At 67.9% G+C, this 23,762-nt stretch carries 23 protein-coding genes; 14 read left to right on the forward strand and 9 right to left on the reverse strand.

Going from position 1 to position 23,762, the window contains the following annotated elements; all coding sequences use genetic code 11:
- The 7 genes from QMX82_RS18490 to QMX82_RS18520 form a co-directional block, all read left to right on the forward strand.
- Positions 1–949 (forward strand): cellulose synthase subunit BcsC-related outer membrane protein (locus tag QMX82_RS18490; protein ID WP_282286277.1); only part of this gene is annotated, 949 nt, incomplete at its 5' end.
- Positions 950–963: 14 nt separating this feature from the next.
- Positions 964–1,629, forward strand: a complete 666-nt coding sequence (locus QMX82_RS18495) for an SGNH/GDSL hydrolase family protein (RefSeq protein ID WP_282286278.1) — start codon at positions 964–966, stop codon at positions 1,627–1,629.
- Positions 1,626–2,276 (forward strand): alginate O-acetyltransferase AlgF, encoded by a 651-nt coding sequence (locus QMX82_RS18500; RefSeq protein ID WP_282286279.1) that lies wholly within the window; start codon positions 1,626–1,628, stop codon positions 2,274–2,276. The genes QMX82_RS18495 and QMX82_RS18500 overlap by 4 nt, the downstream gene beginning before the upstream one ends.
- 13 nt (positions 2,277–2,289) lie before the next feature.
- A complete protein-coding gene (locus tag QMX82_RS18505) occupies positions 2,290–3,705 on the forward strand; it encodes an MBOAT family O-acyltransferase (protein WP_282286280.1) in 1,416 nt (471 codons plus the stop codon).
- A 10-nt stretch (positions 3,706–3,715) separates the two neighbouring features.
- Positions 3,716–4,861 carry an alginate O-acetyltransferase AlgX-related protein gene (locus tag QMX82_RS18510; RefSeq protein ID WP_282286282.1) on the forward strand — a complete coding sequence of 382 codons (1,146 nt, stop codon included), beginning with the start codon at positions 3,716–3,718 and terminating at the stop codon, positions 4,859–4,861.
- A gap of 62 nt (positions 4,862–4,923) precedes the next feature.
- Positions 4,924–6,252 carry a bifunctional DedA family/phosphatase PAP2 family protein gene (locus QMX82_RS18515; protein WP_282286284.1) on the forward strand — a complete coding sequence of 443 codons (1,329 nt, stop codon included), beginning with the start codon at positions 4,924–4,926 and terminating at the stop codon, positions 6,250–6,252.
- Between the two features lie 101 nt (positions 6,253–6,353).
- Positions 6,354–8,921, forward strand: coding sequence for an ATP-binding protein (locus QMX82_RS18520; RefSeq protein WP_282286286.1), 2,568 nt, complete (start codon positions 6,354–6,356; stop codon positions 8,919–8,921).
- A gap of 30 nt (positions 8,922–8,951) precedes the next feature.
- Here the strand turns inward: QMX82_RS18520 and bfr are convergent, their stop codons facing one another.
- The 6 genes from bfr to QMX82_RS18550 form a co-directional block, all read right to left on the reverse strand.
- Positions 8,952–9,449 carry a bacterioferritin gene (bfr, locus tag QMX82_RS18525; protein ID WP_007159675.1) on the reverse strand — a complete coding sequence of 166 codons (498 nt, stop codon included), beginning with the start codon at positions 9,447–9,449 and terminating at the stop codon, positions 8,952–8,954.
- Between the two features lie 120 nt (positions 9,450–9,569).
- Positions 9,570–10,460, reverse strand: coding sequence for a PA4780 family RIO1-like protein kinase (locus tag QMX82_RS18530; RefSeq protein WP_017642530.1), 891 nt, complete (start codon positions 10,458–10,460; stop codon positions 9,570–9,572).
- A 150-nt stretch (positions 10,461–10,610) separates the two neighbouring features.
- On the reverse strand, positions 10,611–11,543 hold the full coding sequence (locus QMX82_RS18535; RefSeq protein ID WP_282286298.1) for a biotin-dependent carboxyltransferase family protein: 933 nt from the start codon (positions 11,541–11,543) through the stop codon (positions 10,611–10,613).
- A complete protein-coding gene (pxpB, locus tag QMX82_RS18540) occupies positions 11,540–12,217 on the reverse strand; it encodes a 5-oxoprolinase subunit PxpB (RefSeq protein ID WP_282286299.1) in 678 nt (225 codons plus the stop codon). The genes QMX82_RS18535 and pxpB overlap by 4 nt, the downstream gene beginning before the upstream one ends.
- Positions 12,214–12,960: a 5-oxoprolinase subunit PxpA gene (locus tag QMX82_RS18545; RefSeq protein WP_282286300.1), complete on the reverse strand. Its 747-nt coding sequence runs from the start codon at positions 12,958–12,960 to the stop codon at positions 12,214–12,216. Before QMX82_RS18545 ends, pxpB begins: the two co-directional genes overlap by 4 nt.
- A 105-nt stretch (positions 12,961–13,065) precedes the next feature.
- Complete coding sequence (locus QMX82_RS18550) at positions 13,066–13,986, reverse strand: LysR family transcriptional regulator (protein ID WP_208694289.1); 921 nt, start codon at positions 13,984–13,986, stop codon at positions 13,066–13,068.
- A gap of 272 nt (positions 13,987–14,258) precedes the next feature.
- Here QMX82_RS18550 and QMX82_RS18555 point away from each other — a divergent pair, with 272 nt between their 5' ends.
- From QMX82_RS18555 to QMX82_RS18585, 7 genes are all read left to right on the forward strand, one after another.
- Positions 14,259–14,966, forward strand: coding sequence for a DUF969 domain-containing protein (locus tag QMX82_RS18555; RefSeq protein ID WP_208694288.1), 708 nt, complete (start codon positions 14,259–14,261; stop codon positions 14,964–14,966).
- Positions 14,963–15,913 carry a DUF979 domain-containing protein gene (locus QMX82_RS18560; protein WP_208694287.1) on the forward strand — a complete coding sequence of 317 codons (951 nt, stop codon included), beginning with the start codon at positions 14,963–14,965 and terminating at the stop codon, positions 15,911–15,913. The genes QMX82_RS18555 and QMX82_RS18560 overlap by 4 nt, the downstream gene beginning before the upstream one ends.
- 8 nt (positions 15,914–15,921) lie before the next feature.
- Positions 15,922–16,560 (forward strand): pyroglutamyl-peptidase I, encoded by a 639-nt coding sequence (pcp, locus tag QMX82_RS18565; RefSeq protein ID WP_208694286.1) that lies wholly within the window; start codon positions 15,922–15,924, stop codon positions 16,558–16,560.
- Positions 16,561–16,639: 79 nt separating this feature from the next.
- Complete coding sequence (locus QMX82_RS18570; RefSeq protein ID WP_282286306.1) at positions 16,640–17,992, forward strand: MATE family efflux transporter; 1,353 nt, start codon at positions 16,640–16,642, stop codon at positions 17,990–17,992.
- A 64-nt stretch (positions 17,993–18,056) separates the two neighbouring features.
- Positions 18,057–18,194 (forward strand): hypothetical protein, encoded by a 138-nt coding sequence (locus QMX82_RS18575; protein WP_007159685.1) that lies wholly within the window; start codon positions 18,057–18,059, stop codon positions 18,192–18,194.
- 120 nt (positions 18,195–18,314) lie between these two features.
- The gene (locus QMX82_RS18580; protein WP_282286310.1) at positions 18,315–18,860 is read left to right on the forward strand and encodes a hypothetical protein; all 546 of its coding nucleotides are present in this window, start codon (positions 18,315–18,317) and stop codon (positions 18,858–18,860) included.
- Between the two features lie 286 nt (positions 18,861–19,146).
- Positions 19,147–20,187, forward strand: coding sequence for an acyltransferase family protein (locus QMX82_RS18585; RefSeq protein WP_133863140.1), 1,041 nt, complete (start codon positions 19,147–19,149; stop codon positions 20,185–20,187).
- Between the two features lie 151 nt (positions 20,188–20,338).
- On the opposite strand, the gene QMX82_RS18590 is transcribed toward QMX82_RS18585, so the two are convergent.
- Genes QMX82_RS18590 through secD form a run of 3 tightly spaced genes read right to left on the reverse strand, consistent with a single transcriptional unit; the run spans position 20,339 to position 23,710 of the window.
- Positions 20,339–20,866: a glycine zipper 2TM domain-containing protein gene (locus tag QMX82_RS18590; RefSeq protein WP_282286313.1), complete on the reverse strand. Its 528-nt coding sequence runs from the start codon at positions 20,864–20,866 to the stop codon at positions 20,339–20,341.
- A gap of 59 nt (positions 20,867–20,925) precedes the next feature.
- A complete protein-coding gene (secF, locus tag QMX82_RS18595) occupies positions 20,926–21,831 on the reverse strand; it encodes a protein translocase subunit SecF (RefSeq protein WP_282286315.1) in 906 nt (301 codons plus the stop codon).
- A gap of 10 nt (positions 21,832–21,841) precedes the next feature.
- The gene (secD, locus tag QMX82_RS18600) at positions 21,842–23,710 is read right to left on the reverse strand and encodes a protein translocase subunit SecD (RefSeq protein WP_208694280.1); all 1,869 of its coding nucleotides are present in this window, start codon (positions 23,708–23,710) and stop codon (positions 21,842–21,844) included.
- Positions 23,711–23,762 lie beyond the last annotated feature (52 nt).

Consider the following 23,762-nt stretch of genomic DNA (forward strand, 5'->3'; position numbering starts at 1 on the left):
CTTCGGTGGCGGTCCGGCCGCCACCCAGGCCGCGCCGGACGCCTCGCCGGGCAGCCAGAGCGACAGCGGCGTGGGCCTCGCGGTGGCCTACAGCGATCCCCAGCTCGGCCTCAAGGCCGACGCCGGCACCACGCCCCTGGGCTTTCTCTATTCGACGCCAGTGGGTGGGGTAAGCCTGGACCGGCCGCTGACCGACCACAGCCGCTATACCCTCTCGGCCTCGCGCCGCGCGGTAATCGACAGCCTGACCTCCTTTGCCGGCAGCGAAGACACCCGTACCGGTCAGCAATGGGGCGGCGTGACCGCCAACGGCGTGCGCGGCCAGCTCGGTTATGACGACAGCCAGTTCGGCGCCTATGCCTATGCTTCCTGGTACCGGCTGCTGGGTAACCATGTCGCCGACAACAGCCGCACCGAATTGGGCACCGGGCTGTACCGCTATCTGATCAACAGCGAAGACAGCCGCCTGACCCTGGGCCTGTCCCTCACCGGCATCGCCTACGACAACAACCAGGCCTTCTTCACCTACGGCCATGGCGGCTACTTCAGTCCGCAGCGCTTCTATGCCCTGGGCGTGCCCCTGACCTGGTCGCAGCGCACCGATCGCTGGACCTGGCAGCTGCGCGGCGCGGTGGGCGTGCAGCGCATCGTGCAGGACGGCGCCGACTTCTACCCGACCGACGCCCGGCTGCAGGCCGCGGCGAGCCAGGCGCTCGGTGCCCCGGCAGTCTATGGCGGACAGAACAAGACCAGCCTCGGCTACAGCCTTCATGGCGCCACCGAGTACCAGCTCGGGCGCCAGCTGTTCATCGGCGGCAACCTCGGCGTCGACAACGGTCGCGATTTCCAACAGCTCAATGGCGGCGTCTATCTGCGCTATGCGCTGGAACCCCAGGACCGTGCACTCGCCCTGCCGGTCAGCCCCTATCGTTCCCCCTACGACAACTGATTCACGGAGCTCCCATGGCAGCCAGCCTCCTCACCGGCCTTACCATTCTCATGATCGGCGACAGCCACCTGGCCACGCCCGACTACCTGATCGGCACCCTGCAGGACAGCCTGGTGCAACAGGGCGCCAAGGTGCACACCCTGGGTATCTGCGGCACCAACGCCGGCGACTGGCTCAAGGTCACCCCCGGCACCTGCGGCGGCGCCGAGCGGCGCAACGGCGACAAGGCCGTGGTGCTTGGCGGCAAGGCCGCCACCCAGCCGATCAGTGAACTCATCGCCACCGACAAGCCCGACCTGGTGCTGATCGTCATGGGCGACACCATGGCCAGCTACACCAATCCGAGTTTTCCCAAGACTTGGGTCTGGCAGCAGACCACCAGCCTGACCAAGGCCATCGCCGCCACCAAGACCCATTGCGCCTGGGTCGGCCCGACCTGGGGCACCGAGGGCGGCAAGTACGGCAAGACCTTCGAGCGGGTCAAGCTGATGTCCGGCTTCCTCGCCAGCAACGTCGCGCCCTGCAGCTACATCGACTCGCTGAGCTTCGCCAAGCCCGGCCAGTGGGCCACCATCGACGGCCAGCACCTGACCGGTCCGGGCTACAAGTCTTGGAGTTCGGCCATCGTCGACGCCCTGGACAAACTGCCCGCCGACAAGCTCAAGGGAGCCGCCCAGTGAAGGCCCTGCTGCTGCTCGGCCTGCTGGTGAGCGGGATCGCCCAGGCCGAGGTGTCCCTCTACCCCACCGGCCCCAGCGAAGACTCGGCCTTCCTGAGGTTCGTCAACGCCGGCAGCCAGCCCCTGGCGCTGCAGGCCTCCGGCTCCGCCGCGCGGCTGCAGCTGGAGGCCGGCAAGCCGGTGTCGGACTACCTGACCGTGCCGGCGACCAAGGCCATCCAGGGGGAACTGGTCCAGGGCGCGGCCAAGGCGCCGCTTGAGCTGACCGTGGCCGCCGGTGAATTCGCCACCCTGGTGGTCCTGCCCGGCACGCCGCTGGTGCAGCGCCTGGTGCGCGAGCAACCCGACGACTTCAACGCCCTCAAGGCCTCGCTGGCCTTCTACAGCCTGGATCCGCAATGCGCGACCCCGGGTCTGCAGGCGGCCGGGCGCAATGCCGAGATCTTCCAGAACGTCGCCGACGGCACTCTGCAGCGGCGCAGCCTCAACGCCGTGGCGCTCAAGGTGCAGCTGACCTGCGCCGGCCAGGCCACCGGCGCGGCGCTGGACCTGGGGGAACTCAAGGCCGGCGAGCGCTACAGCGTGCTGCTGCTGCCGGGCGCCAGCGGTCCGCGGCTGCTCGCCACCCAGGACGCTATCGCCCACTAAGGACAGCCGCTCGATGGTCTTCGCCTCGCTGGAATTCCTCACCCTCTTCCTGCCGCTGTTCCTGCTGGTCTATGCCCTGGCGCGGCCTGGCGGGCGCAACGGGGTGCTGCTGGTGGGCAGCTGGCTGTTCTATGGCTGGCTGAGTCCGCTGTTCCTGCTGCTGCACATGGCCCTGGCCTTGCTGGCCTGGATCGGCGGGTTGCTGGTGGATGGCGCGCGCGAAGGCTCGCGAGCAAGGCTGCGGCTGCTCGCCGGGCTGATCGTGATCAATCTGGCGGTGCTCTGCTGGTACAAGTACGCCAACATCGTCGCCGCCACCTGGAGCCAGGTGCTGGTGACCGCCGGCGCCCTGCCGCTGGACTGGCAGAAGGTGGCCTTGCCGGCCGGGCTGTCCTTCATCGTGCTGCAGGCCATCTCCTATCTGGTGGATGTCCATCGTCACGTGGTCCCGGTGGAGCGCAGCTTCGTCAACTACGCCACCTACATCTCCATGTTCGGCCATTCCATCGCCGGGCCGATCATCCGCTACGACTGGGTGCGCCGCGAACTCAACCAGCGCTGGTTCAATCGCGAGAATTTCGCCCTCGGCGCGCGCCGTTTCATGATCGGCATGTGCATGAAGGTGCTGGTGGCCGACACCCTGTCGCCGCTGGTGGACGTGGCCTTCCACCTTGACCAGCCGTCCTTCGCCGACGCCTGGATCGGTTGCCTGGCCTATTCGCTGCAACTGTTCTTCGACTTCGCCGGCTACAGCGCCATGGCCATCGGCCTGGGCCTGATGCTGGGTTTCCACTTCCCGGAAAACTTCAACCGGCCCTATCTCGCCCGCAGCATCCAGGACTTCTGGCGGCGCTGGCACCTGTCGCTGTCCAGCTGGCTGCGCGACTACCTCTACATCTCCCTGGGCGGCAATCGCGGCGGGCGCTGGCGCACCTATCGCAACCTCTTCCTGACCATGGCCATCGCCGGTCTCTGGCACGGCGGCGACAGCTGGAACTACCTGCTCTGGGGCATGCTGCACGGCCTGGCGCTGTGCCTGGATCGCCTGTGGGACGAACTCGGCGGCCGCCCGCTGCCGCGGCCCCTGGCCCATGGCCTGACCCTGCTGTTCGTGGCCCTGGCCTGGACGCTGTTCCGCGCGCCGGATTTCGCCACGGCGCTGTCCATGTACGCCGGCCAGTTCGGTCTGCATGGCTTCGCCTTGGGCGATGCCCTGGCCGTGACCCTGAGACCCGTACACGGCCTGGCCGCCGCCCTGGGTGTGGCCTGCGTCCTGGCCCCGCTGTGGCAGACGCGGCTGGAGGCGCGTCTGCCCGGTAGCGCCCTGCTGCGCGGTGTCGGTGCGCTTTGGCCGGTAGCCGGCTTCCTGCTCTGCTTCGCGCTGATCGCCAGCCGCGAAGCCGTGCCCTTCCTCTACTTCCAGTTCTGAGGCCGCCGTCATGAGCGCTCCCGCCCTGCCGCCCTCACCCGCACCCCAGCCGCCCAGCGCCAGCAGCGTACAACTGGCCCCGCTCGCCGGCGTGGTCTTCGCCCTGTTCCTGGCGATCGGCCTGCTGTCCTGCGCCTGGGCGCTGCTGACCGATCGCCTCTCGCTCTGGCCGGAACAGGTGGATCGCCATGCCCTGCTCGAAGGCGAACTTACCCACCACATCGCCAAGGAGCTGGCCAAGGCGCAGCTGCCGGAAGCGGCCGCCCGCCTGGAACGCGGCGCCAGCTGGCTGCTGCTGGGCGACAGCGGACCGCGGGTGCGCCAGGGCTGCCCTGGCTGGCTGTTTCTCGCCGAAGAACTCGAGGTCCCGCGCCACGCCGCCGCCAATGCCCGGGCCCGCGCCCAGACGGTGATCGAACTGCGCCGGCAACTGGCCGCCCGGCACATCCAGCTGTTGGTCGCCGTGGTGCCGGACAAGAGCCGCATCGCCGCCGACCAGCTGTGCGGACTGCGCCGCCCCGCCGCCTTCGCCGGTCGGGTCGCCGACTGGTCGCGGATGCTGAGTGCCGCGCGCGTGCCGGTGCTCGACCTGACCCCGGCGCTCACGCCCCTGGGCAGCGCCGCCTTCCTGCGCACCGATACCCATTGGAACGAGGCCGGTGCCGAGGCCGCGGCCCGCGCCCTGGCGCTGCGCATCCAGGCGCTGCCCTTCCAGGCCAGCCCGGCACGGGCATTCGCTCGCACGCTGCTGGCGCCGGCACCGCGACCCGGTGACCTGGTGCGCCTGGCCGGCCTGGACTGGCTGCCGCCGGGGCTGCAACCCGCTCCCGAGGTGCTGCGCCTGAGCCAGGTCGACAGCCGCGCCGGGGCCGGCGCCAGCGATGACCTGTTCGGCGATGGCGACCTGCCCAACGTCGCGGTGATCGGCACCTCCTTCTCGCGCAATTCCAATTTCCTGCCGTTCCTGGAGCAGGCCCTGGGCGCCAGCGTCGGGCGCTTCGCCAAGGATGGCGGGCATTTCGCCGGCGCGGGGCGCGACTACTTCGCCAGTCCCGCCTTCCGACAAACCCCGCCACAGTTATTGGTCTGGGAAATTCCCGAGCGCGATTTACAATCCCCCGGCCCCGAGGCGTTGCGTCTCGATCCGCGTCCTTGAGGCAACCAAGGCTTTCCCCATGGGTCTGAGGACGCAACCCCCAGCCCCCAGGAAGCCTTTCGATGACGGAACTGCTAGACGGCCTGACCCAGTGGATCAACCAGCACCACCAGTGGCTGGGCGTGGCCATCTTCATCATCTCCTTTCTCGAGTGCCTGGCCCTGGCCGGGCTGGTGGTACCCGGCACGGTGATCCTGTTCGCCGTGGCCATCGCCGCCGGCAATGGCGCGCTCAACCTCTTCGATACCCTGCTGCTGGGCTTTCTCGGCGGCATCCTCGGCGACGCGGTGTCCTATTTCATCGGTCGGCGCTTCCATGAAGGCATCCGCCGCCTGCCCGGACTGCGCACCCATCCGGAATGGATCGGCTCGGCCGAGGGCTTCATCCACAGATACGGCGTAGCCAGTCTGCTGGTGGGTCGTTTCATCGGTCCGCTGCGCCCGCTGCTGCCGCTGATCGCCGGCATGCTCGACATGCCCCTGGTCAAATTCGTCAGCGTCAGCCTGGTGGCCGCCGCCGGCTGGTCCATCGCCTATCTCGGCCCGGGCTGGGTGACCGGCGCGGCCTTCCGCCTGCCGCTGCCGGAGGGCTTCTGGCAACAGGCCGGCATCGTCTTCGGTGGCGCCGCGGTGCTGCTGACGGTGGTGGCCCATGGCGCCTGGCGCGAGCGCGCCGGCACCACGCTGATCAGCGGCGCCCTCTGCCTGGCCGGGCTGCTGGCGCTGCTGTTCGGCTGGCACCACCTGCGCGCCTTCGACGAAGGCCTGATGGCGCTGGTTCAGGAGCATCGCGAAGGCTGGCTTAACCTGGTCGCCGTGGTCATCACCCGCATGGGCGATTTCCGCACCCAGCTGATCCTGGCCGCCGTGCTGATCCTGGTGCTGGCCGCCTACCGCCAGTGGCGCCCGCTGCTGTTCGCCCTGGGCACCACCCTGGGGACCGCCCTGGCCAACGGCCAGTTGAAGAACCTGCTGGCCCGTGCCCGCCCCGACGTGCTCGCCGAGCCGCTGACCACCTACAGCCTGCCCAGCGGCCACAGCTCGGCCTCCTTCGCCTTCTTCCTGACCCTGGGCATCCTCGTCGGGCGCCGCTACGGTCCGCGCGGGCGCCTCGCCTGGCTGGTGATCGCCGCCCTGCCAGCGGTACTCATCGCCCTCAGCCGCGTCTACCTGGGCGTGCACTGGCCCACCGACGTCCTCGCTGGTGCCCTGCTCGCCGGGGGCTTCTGCGGCCTGAGCCTGGCGCTGCTGCAGAAGACCGGCGGCAATCGCCTGGAGCCGATTCCGACGCGGACCTGGTGGGTACTGCTGCCACTGGTGGTGCTGGTACTGGCCTTCGCCGCCGGCTGGGCCCTGCCAGAGGCCATCGAGCGCTATGCGCCCCGGCTGTAAGGCCGCCGCTAGCCAAAAAATCCGCTCAGGTTCCTGCAGTTTCGCCTCTCTTGTGGTCTGAACGCCTGGAATTGCAGAGGTGGCCGGGGGAGGCTCGATAGATGGCAGCGCAGATTGCCGACTGGAACGAACTGAACTTTCTCGCCGGCGGCGGCGAGATGGGTGCCCGCTTGCGCACCCACGACTGGTCGGATTCGCCCCTGGGCCCGCCGTCGCAGTGGCCGCAATCGCTGCGCTCGGCACTGAGCATCTGCCTGAATTCCAGCTTTCCCACCGCCATCTACTGGGGCTCCGACCTGCTGCTGCTCTACAACGATGCCTGGGCACCGATTCCCGCGGAACGCCACCCCTGGGCCTTCGGACGTCCCGCCCAGGAGGTCTGGCAGGACATCTGGCCGGTGGTTGGACCGCAGTTCGAGCAGGTCCTGAGCAGCGGCCAGGGCTTTTCGGTCTTCGACCAGTTGCTGCCGATGGTGCGCCAGGGCGTGGCCAGCGAGACCTACTGGAACTACAGCTTCACGCCGATTCGCGGTGAAGGCGGCGAGATCGCCGGGATCTTCAACCAGGGCCACGAGACCACCCAGCGCATCCTCGACGAGCGCCGACGCGCCGCCGAGGCCGCGCGCCAGCGGCGGATGTTCGAGCAGGCGCCCGGCTTCGTCGCCATCGTGCGCGGGCCGGACCACGTCTTCGACTTCGTCAATGTCGCCTACAGCCGCCTGTTCGATGGCCGGCCCCGTGAGGGCCTCACGGTGCGCGAAGTCTTTCCCGAATTGCAGAGTCAGGGCTACCTCGAGTGGCTCGAACAGGTCTATCGCAGCGGTCGCCGCTTCGTCGCCGAACACCAGCCCCTGCGCCTGGAGACCGTGGGCGAACCGGTCCGCACCCTGTATCTGGATTTCATCTATGAACCCCTGACCGACGAAACCGGTCAGGTGATCGGCATCTTCTGCCAGGGGCAGGACGTCACCGAAGCCCATCTGGCCCGGGCTGCCCTGGAAGCCAGTGAACGACGCTTTCGCACCGCCCTGGAAATCGAGACGGTGGGCGCCCTCTGTTTCGACGCCGAGGGCCGGCTGATCGATGCCAACGACGCCTTCCTGCGCATGAGCGGCCATGACCGCGCGGACCTGGCCGCCGGGCACATCGCCTGGCCGGCACCGAGACTGCCACGCGCCGACGCTCAGGTGCCGCCCGAGGAGCGCAGCTATCGGCGCCGCGATGGCTCGACTGGCTGGGCCCTGGTGGCCGCCAAGCGCCTGCCCGATGGCAGTGCCTTCGAATTCCTGGTCGACATCAGCGACCGCAAGCAGGCCGAAGCCGAGTTGCGCGAGGAGACCCGCACCCTGGAAGCCCTCAAGCGCATCGATGCGGAGCTGGCCAGCCAACTGAATCTGGCGCATCTGGTGCAGACCGTGACCGATGCCGGGGTGGAGCTGACCGGGGCCCGCTTCGGGGCCTACTTCAACCACCAGGCCGCCGAGGACGGCGGCTCCCTGCGTCTCTTCACCCTCTCCGGCGTCGAACGCGCCGATTTCGAGCGCCTCGGCGAGCCCAGCGCCACGGCCCTGTTCGCCCAGACCCTGCTGACCCCGGGGGTGGTACGTGCCGACGATGTGGCTGCCGATCCGCGTCAGGGTCGTTCCGCAGCGCACCGCGGCCTGCTGCTCGGACACCTCCAGGTACGCAGCTATCTGGCCGTCGCCGTGGTGGCCCGTGATGGGACGGCGCTCGGCGGACTCTTCTTCGGCCATCCCGAACCAGGGCGTTTCAGCCTTCGCCACGAACGACTGATGGCGGCCCTGGCCGCCCGGGCCGCCATCGCCATCGAGCAGGCCCAGTTGTTCCAGGCGGTGCGTACCGCCAACGAGACCCTCGAACAGCGCGTCATCGAGCGCACCGCCGAACTGACCCAGGCGCAGCAGGCGCTGCATCAGGCGCAGAAGATGGAAGCCATCGGCCAGTTGACCGGCGGCATCGCCCATGACTTCAACAACCTGCTGGCCGGCATCATCGGCAGCCTGGAACTGATCGAGCGCCGTCTGCAGCAGCAGCGTACCGACCAGCTCGACCGGCTGCTCGGTGGCGCCCAGGCCTATGCCGCACGCGCCGCCTCCCTGACCCAGCGGCTGCTGGCCTTTTCCCGGCGGCAGACCTTGGAACCCAAACCCACCGACGTCAACGAGCTGATGCTGGCCATGGAGGAATTGATCCGCCGCAGCGTCGGCCCGGCGATCGACGTCCAGGCCGAGCCGGCGGAGCCGCTGTGGTCCACGGTGATCGATGCGGTGCAACTGGAAAGCGCCCTGCTCAACCTGGCGATCAATGCCCGCGATGCCATGCCCCAGGGCGGGCAGCTGCGGTTGTCCACGGCCAATCTGCCCGAGGACGCGCCTGAGCGACCGGAGGATCTGCCTGCCGGAGACTATGTGCGGGTCAAGGTAAGCGACACCGGTAGCGGCATCGCGCCGGAGATCCTGGAACGGATCTTCGATCCCTTCTTCACCACCAAGCCGCCGGGTCAAGGCACCGGATTGGGCCTGTCCATGGTGCATGGCTTCGTGCACCAGTCGGGTGGCCAGATCCAGGTCGATACCACGCCTGGCGTGGGGACCTGCATCTCGCTCTATCTGCCGCGAGCGCCGGAGGGCGACGCCCGCCCGTCCTGAGCGACGCCTGGCGGCGCCGCTCAGCCGATGCTAGAGGCCGGCGCCATGGGGCGTGGTGCCGCCCTTCATCTGCGATTGCAGATAGTTCTGCAGGCCGATCTTGTCGATCAGGCCCAGCTGCTGCTCCAGCCAGTAAGCATGATCTTCCTCGGTGTCTTCCAGCTGGACCACCAGGATCTCGCGGGTGACGAAATCCTTGTGCTGGTTACAGAGGGCCACGCCCTGGGCCAGGGCTTCCCGTACCTCGTATTCCAGCGCCAGGTCGGCGCGCAGCATCTCCGGCACGGTCTGGCCAACGGTGATGGCATTGGGACGCATGTCCGGCGTGCCTTCGAGGAACAGGATGCGGCGCAGCAGGGCATCGGCGTGCTGGGTTTCCTCTTCCATCTCGTGGCCGATCCGCTCGTACAGGCGCATTAGGCCCCAGTCCTCGTACATCCGCGAATGGATGAAGTACTGGTCGCGTGCCGCCAGCTCGCCGCGCAGCAGCTGGTTGAGGTAGTTGATGACGTCCGGATGGCCTTGCATGAAAAGAGTCCTGTGCTGTTCAGTGCCCAGTTTAGCGCGCTGGCGCCCAGAGGACGCCGTTCATCGCCCGACCACTGGGGCCGTTCGTCTCATCGCAGCGCTAATCGTTCTGCTTCACGATCAGCTTAGCCAGGGCGGTGGCGGCTCCTCGCGCACGCTAGGTTCGTCCTGTTCACGGCGCGCCGCCTGCCGTCGCTCCTCGTCACGCCGCGCCGCCTCGATCTCGCGCATCACCGCATGGACATCGGCCTGGTCTTCGCGCTCGGCGAACTCGCCGGTCAGGCGGGTATTGGCGAACAATTCGCCCTTCTCGAACAGCGCCCACATCTCCGGTGCATAGCGGGTGGTGCGCAACTCAGGCGCGAAGCGGCCAAAGTAGAGCGCCATGTTCTCCACGTCCCGCGCCAGCAGGCGGAAGGCGTGGTTGTTGCCGGCCGCGTCCACCGCCTGAGGCAGGTCGATGATCACCGGGCCGTCCTCGGCCAGCAGCACGTTGAATTCGGAAAGGTCGCCGTGGACCAGCCCGGCGCAGAGCATGCGCACGATCTGGCCGATCATCAGCTCGTGATAGCGCAGCGCTTCCTCGGCGGTGAGGGTCACGTCATTGAGTCGCGGCGCGGCCTCGCCATTGCCGTCGGTGACCAGGTCCATCAGCAGCACACCGTCGAGGAAGTCGTGGGGCTTGGGTACCCGTACCCCGGCGTCGGCCAGGCGATAGAGCGCCGTCACCTCGGCGTTCTGCCAGTTGTCCTCGCGCTCGCGCCGACCGAACTTGGAGCCCTTGGCCATGGCGCGGTTTTCCCGACTGCCACGCACCTTGCGCCCCTCCTGGTACTCGGCGGCCTGGCGGAAGCTGCGTTTGTCGGCCTCCTTGTAGACCTTGGCGCAGCGCACCTGGCTGCCGCAGCGCACCACGTAGACCGCCGCCTCCTTGCCACTCATCAGGGGCCGTATCACCTCATCGACCAAGCCGTCCTCGATCAACGGCTCGATGCGTTTGGGAGTTTTCATCGCCGGTTCCAGCTCCTTCTTGTCGGTCGTCACAGGGGGACGTGTGAGGCAAGTTTCAAGCCAGACGCCGAGAAAGGGAAGTCGGCGTCGCCCCTGAGCGTGCGACTCATCGAAGCGGACAAGATTCCTCGGCCGTGACCGACTGCGTGTTCAACCCCCGAAGAAGGCCAGGAAACGCCGCCACTCGGCCTGGGCCACGGCCAGTTCCACCGGGGCGAAGCGCACCTCGTGATGGGCCGGGCACTGGGCCAGGCGCGCCAGGTCCAGTGGATGGATGAAGCCCAGCAGCGGATAGCCGCCCATGGTCTGGCGATCGGCCATGAGCACGATGGGCTGGCCGTCGGGCGGTACCTGGATGGCACCGGTCACCACCCCCAGCGACCACTGGCGGCGGGGCGGCGCCAGGGGTACGTCGCCAGCCAGGCGGATGCCCATGCGATCGGACTGCGGACTGATCCGCCAGGGCCGCGTGAAGAGCGTCTGCTGCTGCGCCGGTCCGAAGGCCTCGGCGTCGCCGCCAAGGATCACCCTCAGCGTCGGCACCTCACGATAGTCCGGCACGAAGCGCGCAGCCGGACCGCAGCCATGGCTATGCAGCGCGCTCACCGCCGTACAGGTCAGCCGCTGACCGGCCGCGAGCGGCGCGCCCCTGCCCTCCAGCCCGCCCAGGCCTTCGCGGCGATTGCTGGCCACGCTGCCCAGGGTCGCCGGCGCCTGGAAACCGCCACCGGCGGCGGCCAGGTAGGCGCGCTGCCCGGCCTGGGCGAAGCCCAGGCGCAAGCGCGCGCCAGCCTGCACCGGAAAACACGACCAGGCCGGCAGCGGCTCACCATCCAGCCGGGCGTCCAGCGGCGCACCGGTCAGCGCCAGCCAGGTGTCGGTCTCGCTTTCGAATTCGGCACCGCCCAGGGCGATCTCCAGCAGCGGCGCTGTCATCGGATTGCCCACCAGGCGATTGGCCCAGCGCGCGGCATGGCCGTCCATGGGTCCCGAGGGGGCCACGCCCAGGTGCTGCCAGCCCTGGCGCCCCAGATCCTGCAACAGGGTCAGGGGACCGGACTTGATGACCTTGAGACCGCTCATGGCTGACCTCCCTGGGCGCGAAAGGCGGCTTCGTCCACCGGGACGAAGCGCACCCGATCCCCGGGCGCCAGCAGGCACGGCGGTTCGGCCTGGGCGTCGAAGACCGTCCACAGGCAGCGGCCGATGAGATTCCAGCCGCCCGGCGAGGCCTGGGGATAGACGGCGGTCTGGCGCTCGGCGATGGCCAGACTGCCGGCGGGCACGCTGGTGCGCGGCGTGCTGCGCCGGGGCAGCGCCAGGCGCTCGTCCAGCTCGCCGAGAAAGGCGAAGCCCGGCATGAAGCCGATGGCGCCCACCTGATAGTCGCGACCACTGTGGAGGCCAATGACCTCGGCCGCGCTCAGGCCGCAGCGCTCGGCCACCTCGGCCAGGTCGGGACCGGCATAGAGCGTCGGCACCTGGTGCAGACGCCCGCCCTCGCCGGCCTGCGCGGCGCCCGGCCAGTCGGCCAGCAGGGGTTGGAGTCCGGCCTGCAGTTCGGTCAGGGTCACGCGCAGGGGATCGTAGTGCACCAGCAGGCTGGTCCAGCCCGCCACCAGATCGGTCACCGCCGGACCGAAGCGCTGGCGAATCCGTTCGCCCAGGCGGGCGATGCGCGGGGGCAGCTCGGCGTCGGGGTGCTCGGCCAGTTCGAGCAGCAGCGCCGCCACGCCGAAGGGTTTGCCGACGATCATAGGGCATCCAGTGCGGCGCGCAGCCGGCGCAGCACCGCCAGGGATTCGGCATTGTCGCCATGCACGCAGAGGCTGTCGGCCTGCAGCCGCATGGGCTGGCCATCGAAGCCCGGAAAGTCTTCGCCCCGGGCGATGGCGACGGCCTGGGCGAGGATGCGTTCGGGATCGTGGTGGACGGCGCCGGCCTGGCCACGCGGCGCCAGGGAGCCGTCGGCCAGATAGGCGCGATCGGCGAAGGCTTCCAGCAGCAGCGGTACTCCGGCGGCTTCGGCCAATCGGCGTTCGCGGTCATTGTCGGCCTTGGCCAGCACCATCAGCGGCAATCCCTGGCGATAGCGGGCGCAGGCGGACAGCGCGGCGGTGAGCAGGGCATCGTCCTTGACCAGGGCGTTGTAGAGGGCGCCATGGGGCTTCACGTACTCGACGCGCACGCCCGCGGCGCGGCAGAAGGCGTCCAGGGCGCCGATCTGGTAGAGGATCATGGCTTCCACCTCGGCCGGGGTGCAGGCCATGGGCCGCCGACCGAAACCCACCAGATCGGGATAGGCCGGATGGGCGCCGATCTGCACGTCATTGGCCACCGCCAGGGTCACGGCGCGCTGCATGGTCAGGGGGTCGGCGGCGTGGAAGCCGCAGGCCAGGTTGGCCTGGTCGACCAGAGGGATGGCATGGGCGTCGTCGCCCATGGACCAGGCACCGTAGCTTTCACCGGAATCGCAATTGAGCAGCAGGCGAGCGGGCATGACAGGATCCTCTGAGGAAGTAGCTCGAGTGTCGGAAAGCCGGGGCGCCGCTGTCCAACAAAAGATTCCGGGCGCTGGTGATAAGAAGCTGTTGCGAAACCTGGGCTAGACCAGCACCGGCAAGGCGCGCTCCGGCCCCAGGCGCGTACACCAGTCGGCTACCACCGTCTGGCTCAGCGCCACCACCGCCTCGCTCAGCGCCAGGCCGGCGCCGCCATGCCAGCTGGCCTGGACATCGAAGGGCGGCGGTCCGGCCAGCGGCAAGGGCACCAGACTGCCGCGGGCCAATTCCTCGACCACCAGGGCCGGCGGCAGGGCGCCGATGCCGAAGCCCTCGCCCATCAGCTTGATGATGGCCGCCACCGAGTTGATGCAGCAGACTCGCGGCTCGGCGATGCCCTCGCGCTGCAAGAGGCCGAGGATGTCCTGGTGCGGTCGCGAATGGCGGGAAAAGGTGATCAGTCGCTCGCCAGCCAGTTCGGCCAGATTGGCGTAGGGTCGCGCCAGATGGCTGTCGCTGGCCACCAGCCAGCGCACCGGGTAGCTGGCCAGGTGCAGATTGCGGATGCCCTCGGCGCGCAGCAGATCGGTCTGGAAGATCAGGTCGAGCTGCCCCCGCGCCAGTTGCTCGGCCAGATTCAGCGCCGTGTCCGCGGTCAGCTCCAGCTCGATGGCCGGATAGCTCTGGGTGACCGCGGCGATCAGCTGATCCAGCCAGCTGTGGATCACCGTATCCATCACGCCGATGCGCAGGCGACCTTCCAGGGTCTGGCCATGACCCAGGGCCTCGTGCAGCTCGCGCTGGGTGGCCAGCATCCGCTCGGCGTAACCCAGTACCCGATGACCCTCGGCGGTCAGACTCACACCGCGGGAATCGCGCAGGAACAGCTGCACGCCCAGTTCGCTCTCCAGCACGGCGATGCGACTGGAGATGGCGGCCTGGGTGGTGGACAGCTTTTCCGCCGTCAGGCGGAAACTGCCCAGCCGGGCGACCCAGACGAAGGTATCGAGAAAGCGCAGATTCATGGGGACCTCGACAAGGCTGTCCCGCCACTTTACCCCCACCAGCGGCCTTGTCTGCCCCGCTTTTCCCTATCGGCGGCGAACAGTTTTATTTGCTGGACGCCACCTCCACCGGCGGCGAAAGATGCCAGCCGGCGTCACGCCAAAGGACGCCTGACAACAATAACGAGCCGTGCCAGGGGCACTGCCTGGATCAGCCGAAGCCGTCCGCGGCTTCCTACCGTCCGCCGCACCGTCTGCCCGGAGCGCGGTGGACCCGCTGGAGACATCCACCTATGCAAACCACCGTCAACCTCTGGCCGCTGCTGGGCGTGCTGGTCATCGTGGTCGGCTTCCTGCTGAGATTCAATCCGCTGCTGGTGGTCGCCCTGGCCGCCGTGGCCACCGGGATCGCCGCCCAGTTCAGCCCCGAGGCGCTGCTCGCCGCCATCGGCACCGGCTTCATCAAGGCGCGCGCCCTGCCGCTGATCATCCTGCTGCCGCTGGCGGTGATCGGCCTGCTCGAACGCCACGGCCTGCGCCTGCATGCGCAGAACTGGATCGCGCGCTTTCGCAACGCTACCGTCGGCCGCCTGCTGATCTTCTACCTCTTCGTTCGCGAGACCACCGCGGCCCTGGGGCTGACCAGCCTCGGCGGCCATCCGCAGATGGTGCGGCCGCTGCTGGCGCCCATGGCCGAAGGCACCGCCGAAAAGATCCACGGCCGCCTGCCCGAGGCCCTGCGCCAGCGGCTGCTGGCCTTTTGCGCCGCCACCGACAACGTCGGGCTGTTCTTTGGCGAGGACATCTTCGTCGCCTTTGGCGCCATCGCCCTGATGCACACCTTCCTGCTCGGCGCCGGACTCGATGTCGAACCCCTGCACATCGCCCTCTGGGGCATTCCCACGGCGCTCTGCGCCTTCTTCATCCACGCTCTGCGCCTGCACCGCTTCGATCGCCAGCTCTATCGCGAGCTGACCGCGCGCAAGGAGGTGCAGCCATGATCCTGTCGATCCAGTATCTGTTCTGGCTGGCCGGCGCCATCCTGGCGCTGACCGCGGTCATGACCCTGGCCGATCGTCACCACCCCAAGCGCTGGACCAGCGGCCTGTTCTGGGGCCTGTTCAGCCTGGTCTTCCTGGTCGGCGATCGCCTGCCGCCGGCCTGGGTGGGCGCCGGGGTGCTGCTGATGGCGGTGCTGGCCGGCTGTGGCGCAGTGGGCAGCGGTCATCACGTGACGCGCCCCGAACGCGAGACCCGCGCCAGCGCCGGGCGCCTGGGCAACCGCCTGTTCATTCCGGCGCTGGCCATTCCGGTGGTGACGGTGATCGGCAGCGTGCTGCTCAAGGACGTGCAGATCGCCGGGCTGCCGCTGCTCGATCCCAAGAACGTCACCTTCGTCTCCCTCGGCCTGGGCGCCCTGGTGGCCCTGGCGCTGGCCTGCTGGCTGACCCGTGACACCCCGATCCAGGCGATGCGCGAGTCGCGCCGCCTGACCGATGCCCTGGGCTGGTCGCTGGTGCTGCCCCAGGCCCTGGCCATGCTCGGCCTGGTCTTCACCGACGCCGGCGTCGGCAAGGCGGTGGCGCACCTGGCCACCGCCTACGTGGCCCTCGACCTGCGCCTGGTGGCCGTGGTGGTCTATGTGGTGGGCATGGCCGCCTTCACCGTCATCATGGGCAACGGCTTCGCCGCCTTCCCGGTGATGACCGGCGGCATCGGCGTGCCGGTGCTGGTGGGCGTCTACCACGCCGATCCGGCGGTGATGGCCGCCATCGGCATGTTCTCCGGTTACTGCGGCACCCTGATGACGCCCATGGCGGCCAACTTCAACATCGTCCCGGCGGCCCTGCTGGAACTGGATGACAAGAACGCCGTGATCAAGGCCCAGGTCCCCACCGCCCTGGCGGTGCTGGCCTGCAACGTGGTGCTGCTCTATCTGCTGATGTGAGGTATCCCATGACCCTGTTGCTCACCGGCTTCGCTCCCTTCGGCGGCGAGGCCCTCAATCCCTCCTGGGAGGCCGTGCGCCGACTGGACGGCGAACGCCTCGGCGACCTGACCGTAGTGGCGGCGCAGCTGCCGACCGCATTCGGCGCCGCGCTCTGGGTCCTGGACGAGCTGCTCGACCGCCATCGCCCAACCCTGGTGGTGGCGGTCGGCCAGGCCGGCGGGCGGGCCGAACTGTCGCTGGAACGCATCGCCATCAACGTCGACGACGCCCGCATCCCCGACAATGCCGGACGCCAGCCGATCGACGAGCCGGTGGTGGCCGGCGGTCCCGCAGCCTACTTCAGCACCCTGCCGATCAAGGCCATGACCCGGGTCCTGCGCGACGCCGGCATCCCCGCGGCGGTGTCCCAGACCGCCGGCACCTTCGTCTGCAACCACGTCTTCTACGGCCTGCAGCATCGCCTGCAGGGCACCGGGGTACGCGGCGGCTTCATCCATATCCCCTATCTGCCGGCCCAGGCCACACACCAGCCCGGGGCGCCGTCCATGGCCCTGGAGATCCTGGTCGCCGGCTTGCGCCTGGCGCTCACCTGCGCAGCGACCACCCAGGCGGACCTGCGCGAAGGCGGCGGCCAGCTGGACTGACACCCGCAGGCACCGCGGCGGAGGACCACCCGGTCCGGCTGGCCTACAATGCGCCCTCCGCCGCCGCTGCGATTAGCCCATGTCCACCCTGCTTGCCGACTGGCGTCATCCCCTGCTGCACCGTCGCGTCTGGGCCCTGGCCGCGCCGATGATCCTCTCCAATCTCAGCGTGCCGCTGGTGACCCTGGTCGACAGCGCCATCGCCGGCCATCTGCCGGAAGCCCGCCAGCTCGCCGCGGTGGCCATGGGCGGCACCTTCTACACCGCCCTGCTCGGCATCCTCGGCTTCCTGCGCATGGGCACCACCGGTTTCGCCGCCCAGGCCAGCGGGCGCCGCGATGGCGCCGCCCTGCGCCAGATCCTCCTGCAGGCCGGGCTGCTGGGAGTGGGCCTGTCGCTGCTCCTGCTGCTGGCCGCCAGCCTGGCGCTGGAGCCGCTGCTGGCCTGGCTCGGTCTGGATCCCGCCTTCGCCGACCTGGCCGCGCGCTTCCTGCACCTGCGCCTGCTCGGCCTGCCCGCGGCGCTGCTCAGCTACGCGGTGATCGGCTGGCTGCTCGGCACCCAGGATGCGCGCACGCCGCTGGTGCTGCTGCTCACCACCAATGCCCTGAATCTGCTGCTGGTGACCGGCTTCGTGCTCGGCCTCGGCGCCGGGGTACAGGGCATCGCCCTGGCTTCGGTCCTGGCGGAATGGAGCGGCATGCTGCTCGGCCTCTGGCTGGTGCTGCGCCGTCTGCGGCTGTGGCCCGGCCGGATCGACCGTCCGGCACTGCGTCGCCTCGCCAGCTGGCGGCCGCTGCTGGCGGTCAATCGCGACATCTTCATCCGCTCCCTGGCGCTGCAGGCGGTGTTCCTGCTGTTCGCCGCCCAGGGCGCCCAGTTGGGCGAGACCACGGTGGCGGTCAACGCCCTGCTGCTCAATGGCCTGCTGGTCACCGCCTTCGCCCTCGACGGCCTCGCCCATGCGGTGGAGGCCCTGGCCGGCCATGCCCTGGGCGCCCGCGAGGGCGCCACCCTGCGCCGGGTGCTGGTGATCGCCGGCGGCTGGTCGCTGCTGGCCAGCCTCGGCTTCGCCGTGGCTTTCGCCCTCGGCGGCGATCTCTTCGTCGCCCTGCAGAGCAACATCGCCGAGGTGCGTCAGGCGGCCCACGCCTACCTACCCTATCTGGCCGTGCTGCCGCTGATCGCCATGGTCAGCTACCTGCTGGACGGCCTCTTCATCGGTGCCACCCGTGCCCGGGAGATGCGCAACTCGATGCTGCTGGCCCTGCTGCTGGCGCTGCCGCTCGGCGGCGTGCTGCGCGGCCTCGGCAATCACGGCCTGTGGCTGGCCTTTCTCGCCTTCATGGCGCTGCGTGGGCTGATCTCCGCGCTGCTCGCCTGGCGCCTCGCCCGCCGCGAAGGCTGGCTCAGCAACGACGGCGGCGGCTGATCCTGCGGAACCGCCGGGGCGGCGCTCCCCTCAAAGTCGGACATCCCCTGCCGAGAGCGTTGCCATGAGCGAAGACACCCGCGATCAGGAACCCCTGGACACCCCCGCCGATGGCGACGACGTCCCCGAGCACCAGAAGCCGGAAAATCTTGAAAAGCTCAAGGATTACGGCAAGGACCAGATTCCGCCCGGCATCGCCTGACGCCAACCCTGAACCTCTCGACAAAAGTCGTCGACAGCGGTGGCAAAGCCCCGGCGGAGCTCTTAGCATCCGTCGGGTTGAGTGGGCCTGCGGGCCTTCGTGAAGGGAATCCGGATCACCATGACCGTCAGGTCTTACCTGTCGCCTCTTCTTGCGCCCCTGTTGGCGCTGCTGGTGCTTGTCCCCGCGCCGGCCAGGGCCGTGGACGGCTACGCCGGCATCGCCTTCGGCACCGACCAGAAAGCCTTTCTGGCGAAAAAGCTCTGCACCTTCCAGCCGCGCAAGATCGATGTGGTCGGCGTCGAGTATTTCGAATGCGCTGACCTGACCTTCGCCGGCGAAAAGGTCGAGGCCGGCGCCTTCTTCATCGATGGCCGCTTCCTGCGCCTGTCCATCGTCACGCCCCTGGCCCAGTCCTTCCTGATCGCCGAAGGCCTTACCCAGAAGTACGGCAAACCCTCTTCCCAGTCGTCGGCCGCCGCCTTCGAGCGCCTCACCCAGGACGACAACGCCCAGGCCTATCTGGCCTTCGATCACGACACCGTTGTCTACAAGTTCAGCGCCCAGGCGGCGCGCAAGAAGCAGGTCCTGCTGATCTATACTTCGCCGCGCTACGAGCCGCTGCTCAAGGAGAAACAGCTGCAGTTCGTCAAAGACTCCCTCTAAACATCCGGTTACAGCTCGTCGGACAATTGCCCCTCGGGCGGCCAAAGTGTCGTCCCGGTCACGTATGGCCGGAAACAAGCCATGAACAATGGCAGATAGCCATGGTCAGAACGCGGGCAAGGAGCCCCTTCCTGTAACCGGCTACTTACGGACGTCGTTCCTTCGGGAGTCCTACCATGACCGAACCTGTCGCAACGCGTGTCCTGGCGCCGTAGCGTCGTCGCTCTCGTTTGCCCCAGTGCTTTGGCCTCAGCTGCACAGGTTCTCTGTTGAAAAGGATCATTCAATGAACACTCGCAATCTCTGGGTCGACTATGCCAAAGCCATAGGCATCGTGCTGGTCGTCTATGGCCATGTCGTCCGCGGCCTGCTCAACGCCGGCATCCTGCAGGACGCCGAATTCCACGGCCTGGTGGACAGCGTCATCTACAGCTTCCACATGCCGCTGTTCTTCTTCCTGTCCGGCCTGTTCTTCTACAACTCCTTCGTCAAGCGCGGCACCGGCGGCCTGCTGGTGAACAAGATCGACACCATCGTCTATCCCTTCCTGGTCTGGTCGCTGCTGCAGGGGTCGGTGGAGGCGCTGATGTCGCGCTACACCAATGGCGGCGTCAGCTTCAGCGAAGTCCTGACGGTCTGGGAACCACGCCAGCAGTTCTGGTTCCTCTATGCGCTGTTCCTGGTGTTCTGCCTGGCCATGCTCGCCTATCGCTGGGCCAAGCCGCTGGCCTTCTTCGCCGTGTTCGCCTTTGGCGCCCTGGTCTATCTGTTCCAGAACGCCGGTCCGGAAGACTTCTTCTTCACCTTCACCGCGCAGAACTTCGTGTTCTTCGCCTTCGGTGTCTGGTTCAACAACTTCAAGCAGGCCATCGAGGAGCAGGCCGGCCGCGTGATGCTGGGTTCGGGTCTGCTGTTCGTGGTGCTCGAATACTGGTTCCACGGGCTGCTGGGTCTGGTCTACACCGATCGCGGCCTGGCCACCCTGGTGCTGGCGCTGAACGGCATCGTCTTCGTCAGCGCCACCTGCATGGTGCTGGCACAGCGGCCGCTGCAGTGGGTCCTCACCCTGGGCGCGCTGTCCATGCCGATCTATGTGATGCACGTGCTGAGCGGTAGCGGCGCCCGCATCATCCTGAGCAAGGGTCTGCACATCAACGACGGCCTGCTGCATATCGTCGCCGGTTGCGCCTTCGGCATCCTGGTGCCGGTGGCCATCGCCAAGCTGCTGGAAGCCCGCGGCATCAACGGTCTGTTCGAGGCGCCGGCGTGGATCTCCGCCCGGCGGTGGCTTCGGCCCAAAGCAGAAACCCCCCGCCCCGCCGTCTGAGTGATGGCTCCGGCCCGGGCGCCCCGCGCCCAGGCCGGAGCGACAGAGCTCTCGGATCACCGCGCAAGAGCCAACAAAAAACCCGCTACCAGTTGCCTGGTAGCGGGTTTTTTGTTGGCTGAAGCCCTGAGGCTTCAGCCGCTAGCGCGGATCACTGGCTGGCCAGCACCTGGCCGTTCTTCACTTCCAGTTGCTTGCCCGGCTCGTGGTCCATGCGGACCTGGCCGATCTTGCCATCCAGCAGGTACTTGACGTCGTAGCCGACCACCTGGTCCTTGCTGTCGTTGACCGTGCTGCAGCGGGTCTGGCTGGTGGTGTAGGTGTCGCGGTTCTGCATGTATTCCTGACCCTTGTTGCCGGCGTAACCACCGCCGACGGCACCGGCGATGGTCGCCAGGGTCTTGCCGCTGCCGTTGCCGACCTGGTTGCCCAGCAGACCGCCGACGACCGCGCCTACGGCGGTTCCGGCGATCTGGTGTTGGTCCTGAACCGGCCGACGGTGACTCACCGCGACCTCCTTGCAGACCTCGCGCGGAGTCTTGACCGTTTCCTTGACCGGCTGGACGGCGACGACCTCGGCGTACTGAGGCCCGCGGTCGACGAAACTGTACGCCACGGCGCCACCTGCGGTGGCGACGATGGCTCCCAGAACCGTACCTACGAGCATCGACTTGTTCACTACAACCTCCTGACTACTCTGTCATAGCGGGCACCTGGCCCTTTGCCATGCCTGGGACATCAGGGACGCTCGTCGAGTTCCTTGGCCTGCGGCGGGATCAGGTCCTCGCTCTTCAGATCCAGCCAGATCAGCACCACGTTGGCGATATAGATCGACGAGTAGGTACCGGCCAGCACGCCGATGAACAGCGCCAGGGAGAAGCCGAACAGGTTGTCGCCGCCAAAGACCAGCAGCGCCGCCACGGCCAGCAGGGTCGAGATCGAGGTCGCCAGGGTGCGCAGCAGGGTCTGGGTGGTCGAGACGTTGATGTTCTCGATCAGACTGGCCTTGCGCAACACCCGGAAGTTTTCCCGCACCCGGTCGAACACCACGATGGTGTCGTTGAGCGAGTAGCCGATGATGGCCAGGACCGCCGCCAGCACCGTCAGGTCGAAGGTGATCTGGAAGAACGACAACAGACCCAGGGTCACCACCACGTCGTGCACCAGCGAAACGATGGCGCCCACGGCGAACTTCCACTGGAAGCGGAAGGCCACGTAGAGCAGCACCCCGCCCAGGGCCAGCAGCATGCCCAGGCCGCCCTGGTCACGCAGCTCCGCGCCTACCTGCGGACCGACGAACTCGGTGCGGGTCAGGGAAAAGCGCTCGGTGCTCGCCTTCTGCAGTGCGCCGGTCACCTGCTGGCCCAGTTGGGGATCGTCACCCGGCATCCGTACCAGCACATCGGTGGTGGCGCCGAAACTCTGCACCACGGCTTCGCCGAAGCCGGCGCCCTGCAATTCCTGACGAATCTTGCCGAGGTCGGCGGGCTGCTCGTAGCGCAGCTCGATCAGGGTACCGCCGGTGAAATCCAGGCCGAAGTTAAGCCCCTTGTAGAACCAGCTTAACAACGCCAGAACGGTCAGGAGCGCGGTGATGGCGAACGCGATATTGCGTACGCCCATGAAGTTGATGGTCTTTTTCATCGCCGCGTCCTCAAATCCACAGCTTCTTGACGTTCCGGCCGCCATAAATCAGGTTGACCATGGCACGGGTCACGAAGATGGCGGTGAACAGGGAGGTGAAGATACCCAGCGACATGGTCACGGCGAAGCCCTTGACCGGCCCGGTGCCCATGGCGAACAGGATGGCGCCCACCAGCAGGGTCGTCAGGTTGGAGTCCAGGATCGCCGTGAAGGCGCGACTGAAGCCCTCATGGATGGCGCGCTGGATCGGCATGCCGTTGGCGATCTCTTCGCGGATCCGCGAGAAGATCAGTACGTTGGCGTCCACCGCCTGGCCCATGGTCAGGACGATACCGGCGATACCCGGCAGGGTCAGGGTGGCATGCAGGATGGACATCAGCGCCATCAGCAGCACCATGTTGAAGCCCAGGGCGATGGTCGCCAGCAGCCCGAAGAAGCGGTAGATGGCGATCAGGAACAGCGAGACGAAGGCCATGCCCCACAGCGAGGCATCGATGCCCTTCTCGATGTTGTCGGCGCCCAGGCTCGGGCCGAGGGTGCGTTCCTCGGCGAAGTACATGGGTGCGGCCAGGCCACCGGCGCGCAGCAGCAGCGCCAGTTCCGAGGCCTCGCCCGAGCCGTTCAGGCCGGTGATGCGGAAGCTGTTGCCCAGGGCCGACTGAATGGTCGCCAGGCTGATGATGCGCCGCTCTTCCTCGAAGCCGGGCACCGCCACTTCCTTCTGCACGCCATCCACGGTCTGGGTGGTGTAGCGGGTAACCGGACGCTGCTCGATGAACACCACGGCCATGCTGCGGCCGACGTTGCTGCGGGTAGCGCGGTTGATCAGGTCGCCGCCATGGCCGTCCAGGCGGATGTTGACCTGGGGCCGGCCGTTTTCGTCGAAGCTGGCCGAGGCGTCGGTGACCTGGTCACCGGTGATGATGACGTTACGCTCCAGCGGCACCGCCGGGCGACCGGGCTCGCGGAATTCGAAGCTCTCGGTGGAAGCGCGCGGGGTGTCCGCGCTGGCGGCCAGGCGGAATTCCAGGTTGGCGGTCTTGCCGAGGATGCGCTTGGCTTCGGCGGTGTCCTGCACGCCCGGCAGCTCGACCACGATACGGTCGGCGCCCTGACGCTGCACCAGCGGCTCGGCCACGCCCAGTTCGTTGACCCGGTTGCGCACCGTGGTCAGGTTCTGGGTAACGGCATAGTTGCGGATCTCGCGCAGCTTGGCCTCGGTCAGCTGCAGACGCAGCACCTGCAGGTCGCCCCGGGTATCGGTGGTCAGCTCGAAATCGCTGTAGTTCTTGCGGATCAGGCTCTGCGCCTGCTGCAGGTCGGCGGCGTCGGTGAAGCCGAGCTGCAGGGCACCGTTCTGGTCGGGCATGCTGCGATAGCGCACCTTCTCGCGGCGCAGCAGGGTCTTGACCTCGTTGTCATAGACCTTCAGGCGCGCATCCACGGCCTTGTCCATGTCAACCGCCAGCAGGAAGTGCACACCGCCGGACAGGTCCAGGCCTAGCTTCATGGGGCTGGCGCCCAGCTTGCGCAGCCACTGCGGCGTGGTAGGAGCCAGGTTCAGGGCGACCACGAAGTCGTCGCCGAGGGTACGCCGGACCACTTCCTGGGCCGGCAGTTGATCGTCGGCGCGGGTCAGGCGGATCAGCACCCGGCTGCCATTGGCGTTGAGATCACTGGACTTCACGGCGAGCTTCGCCTGCGCCAGGGCCGCGTCTACACGCTGGACCTCGGCGGGGGTCACCGCGCGTTCGGTGCTGGAAGCGCTGATCTGCAGGGCCGGATCGTCGGGGTACAGATTAGGAACCGAATAGATGGCGCCCACGACCAGTACGGCCAGGATCAGCAGGTACTTCCAGAGGGGATATTTGTTGAGCATGACACCGCCCGAGATAAAGGCGGGGCGCCTTGCGCGCCCCGGTGTTAGCTAG

It is taken from the genome of Pseudomonas sp. PS02302, assembly GCF_029959585.1.
GTDB classification, from domain to species: Bacteria; Pseudomonadota; Gammaproteobacteria; order Pseudomonadales; family Pseudomonadaceae; genus Chryseomonas; species Chryseomonas aestiva.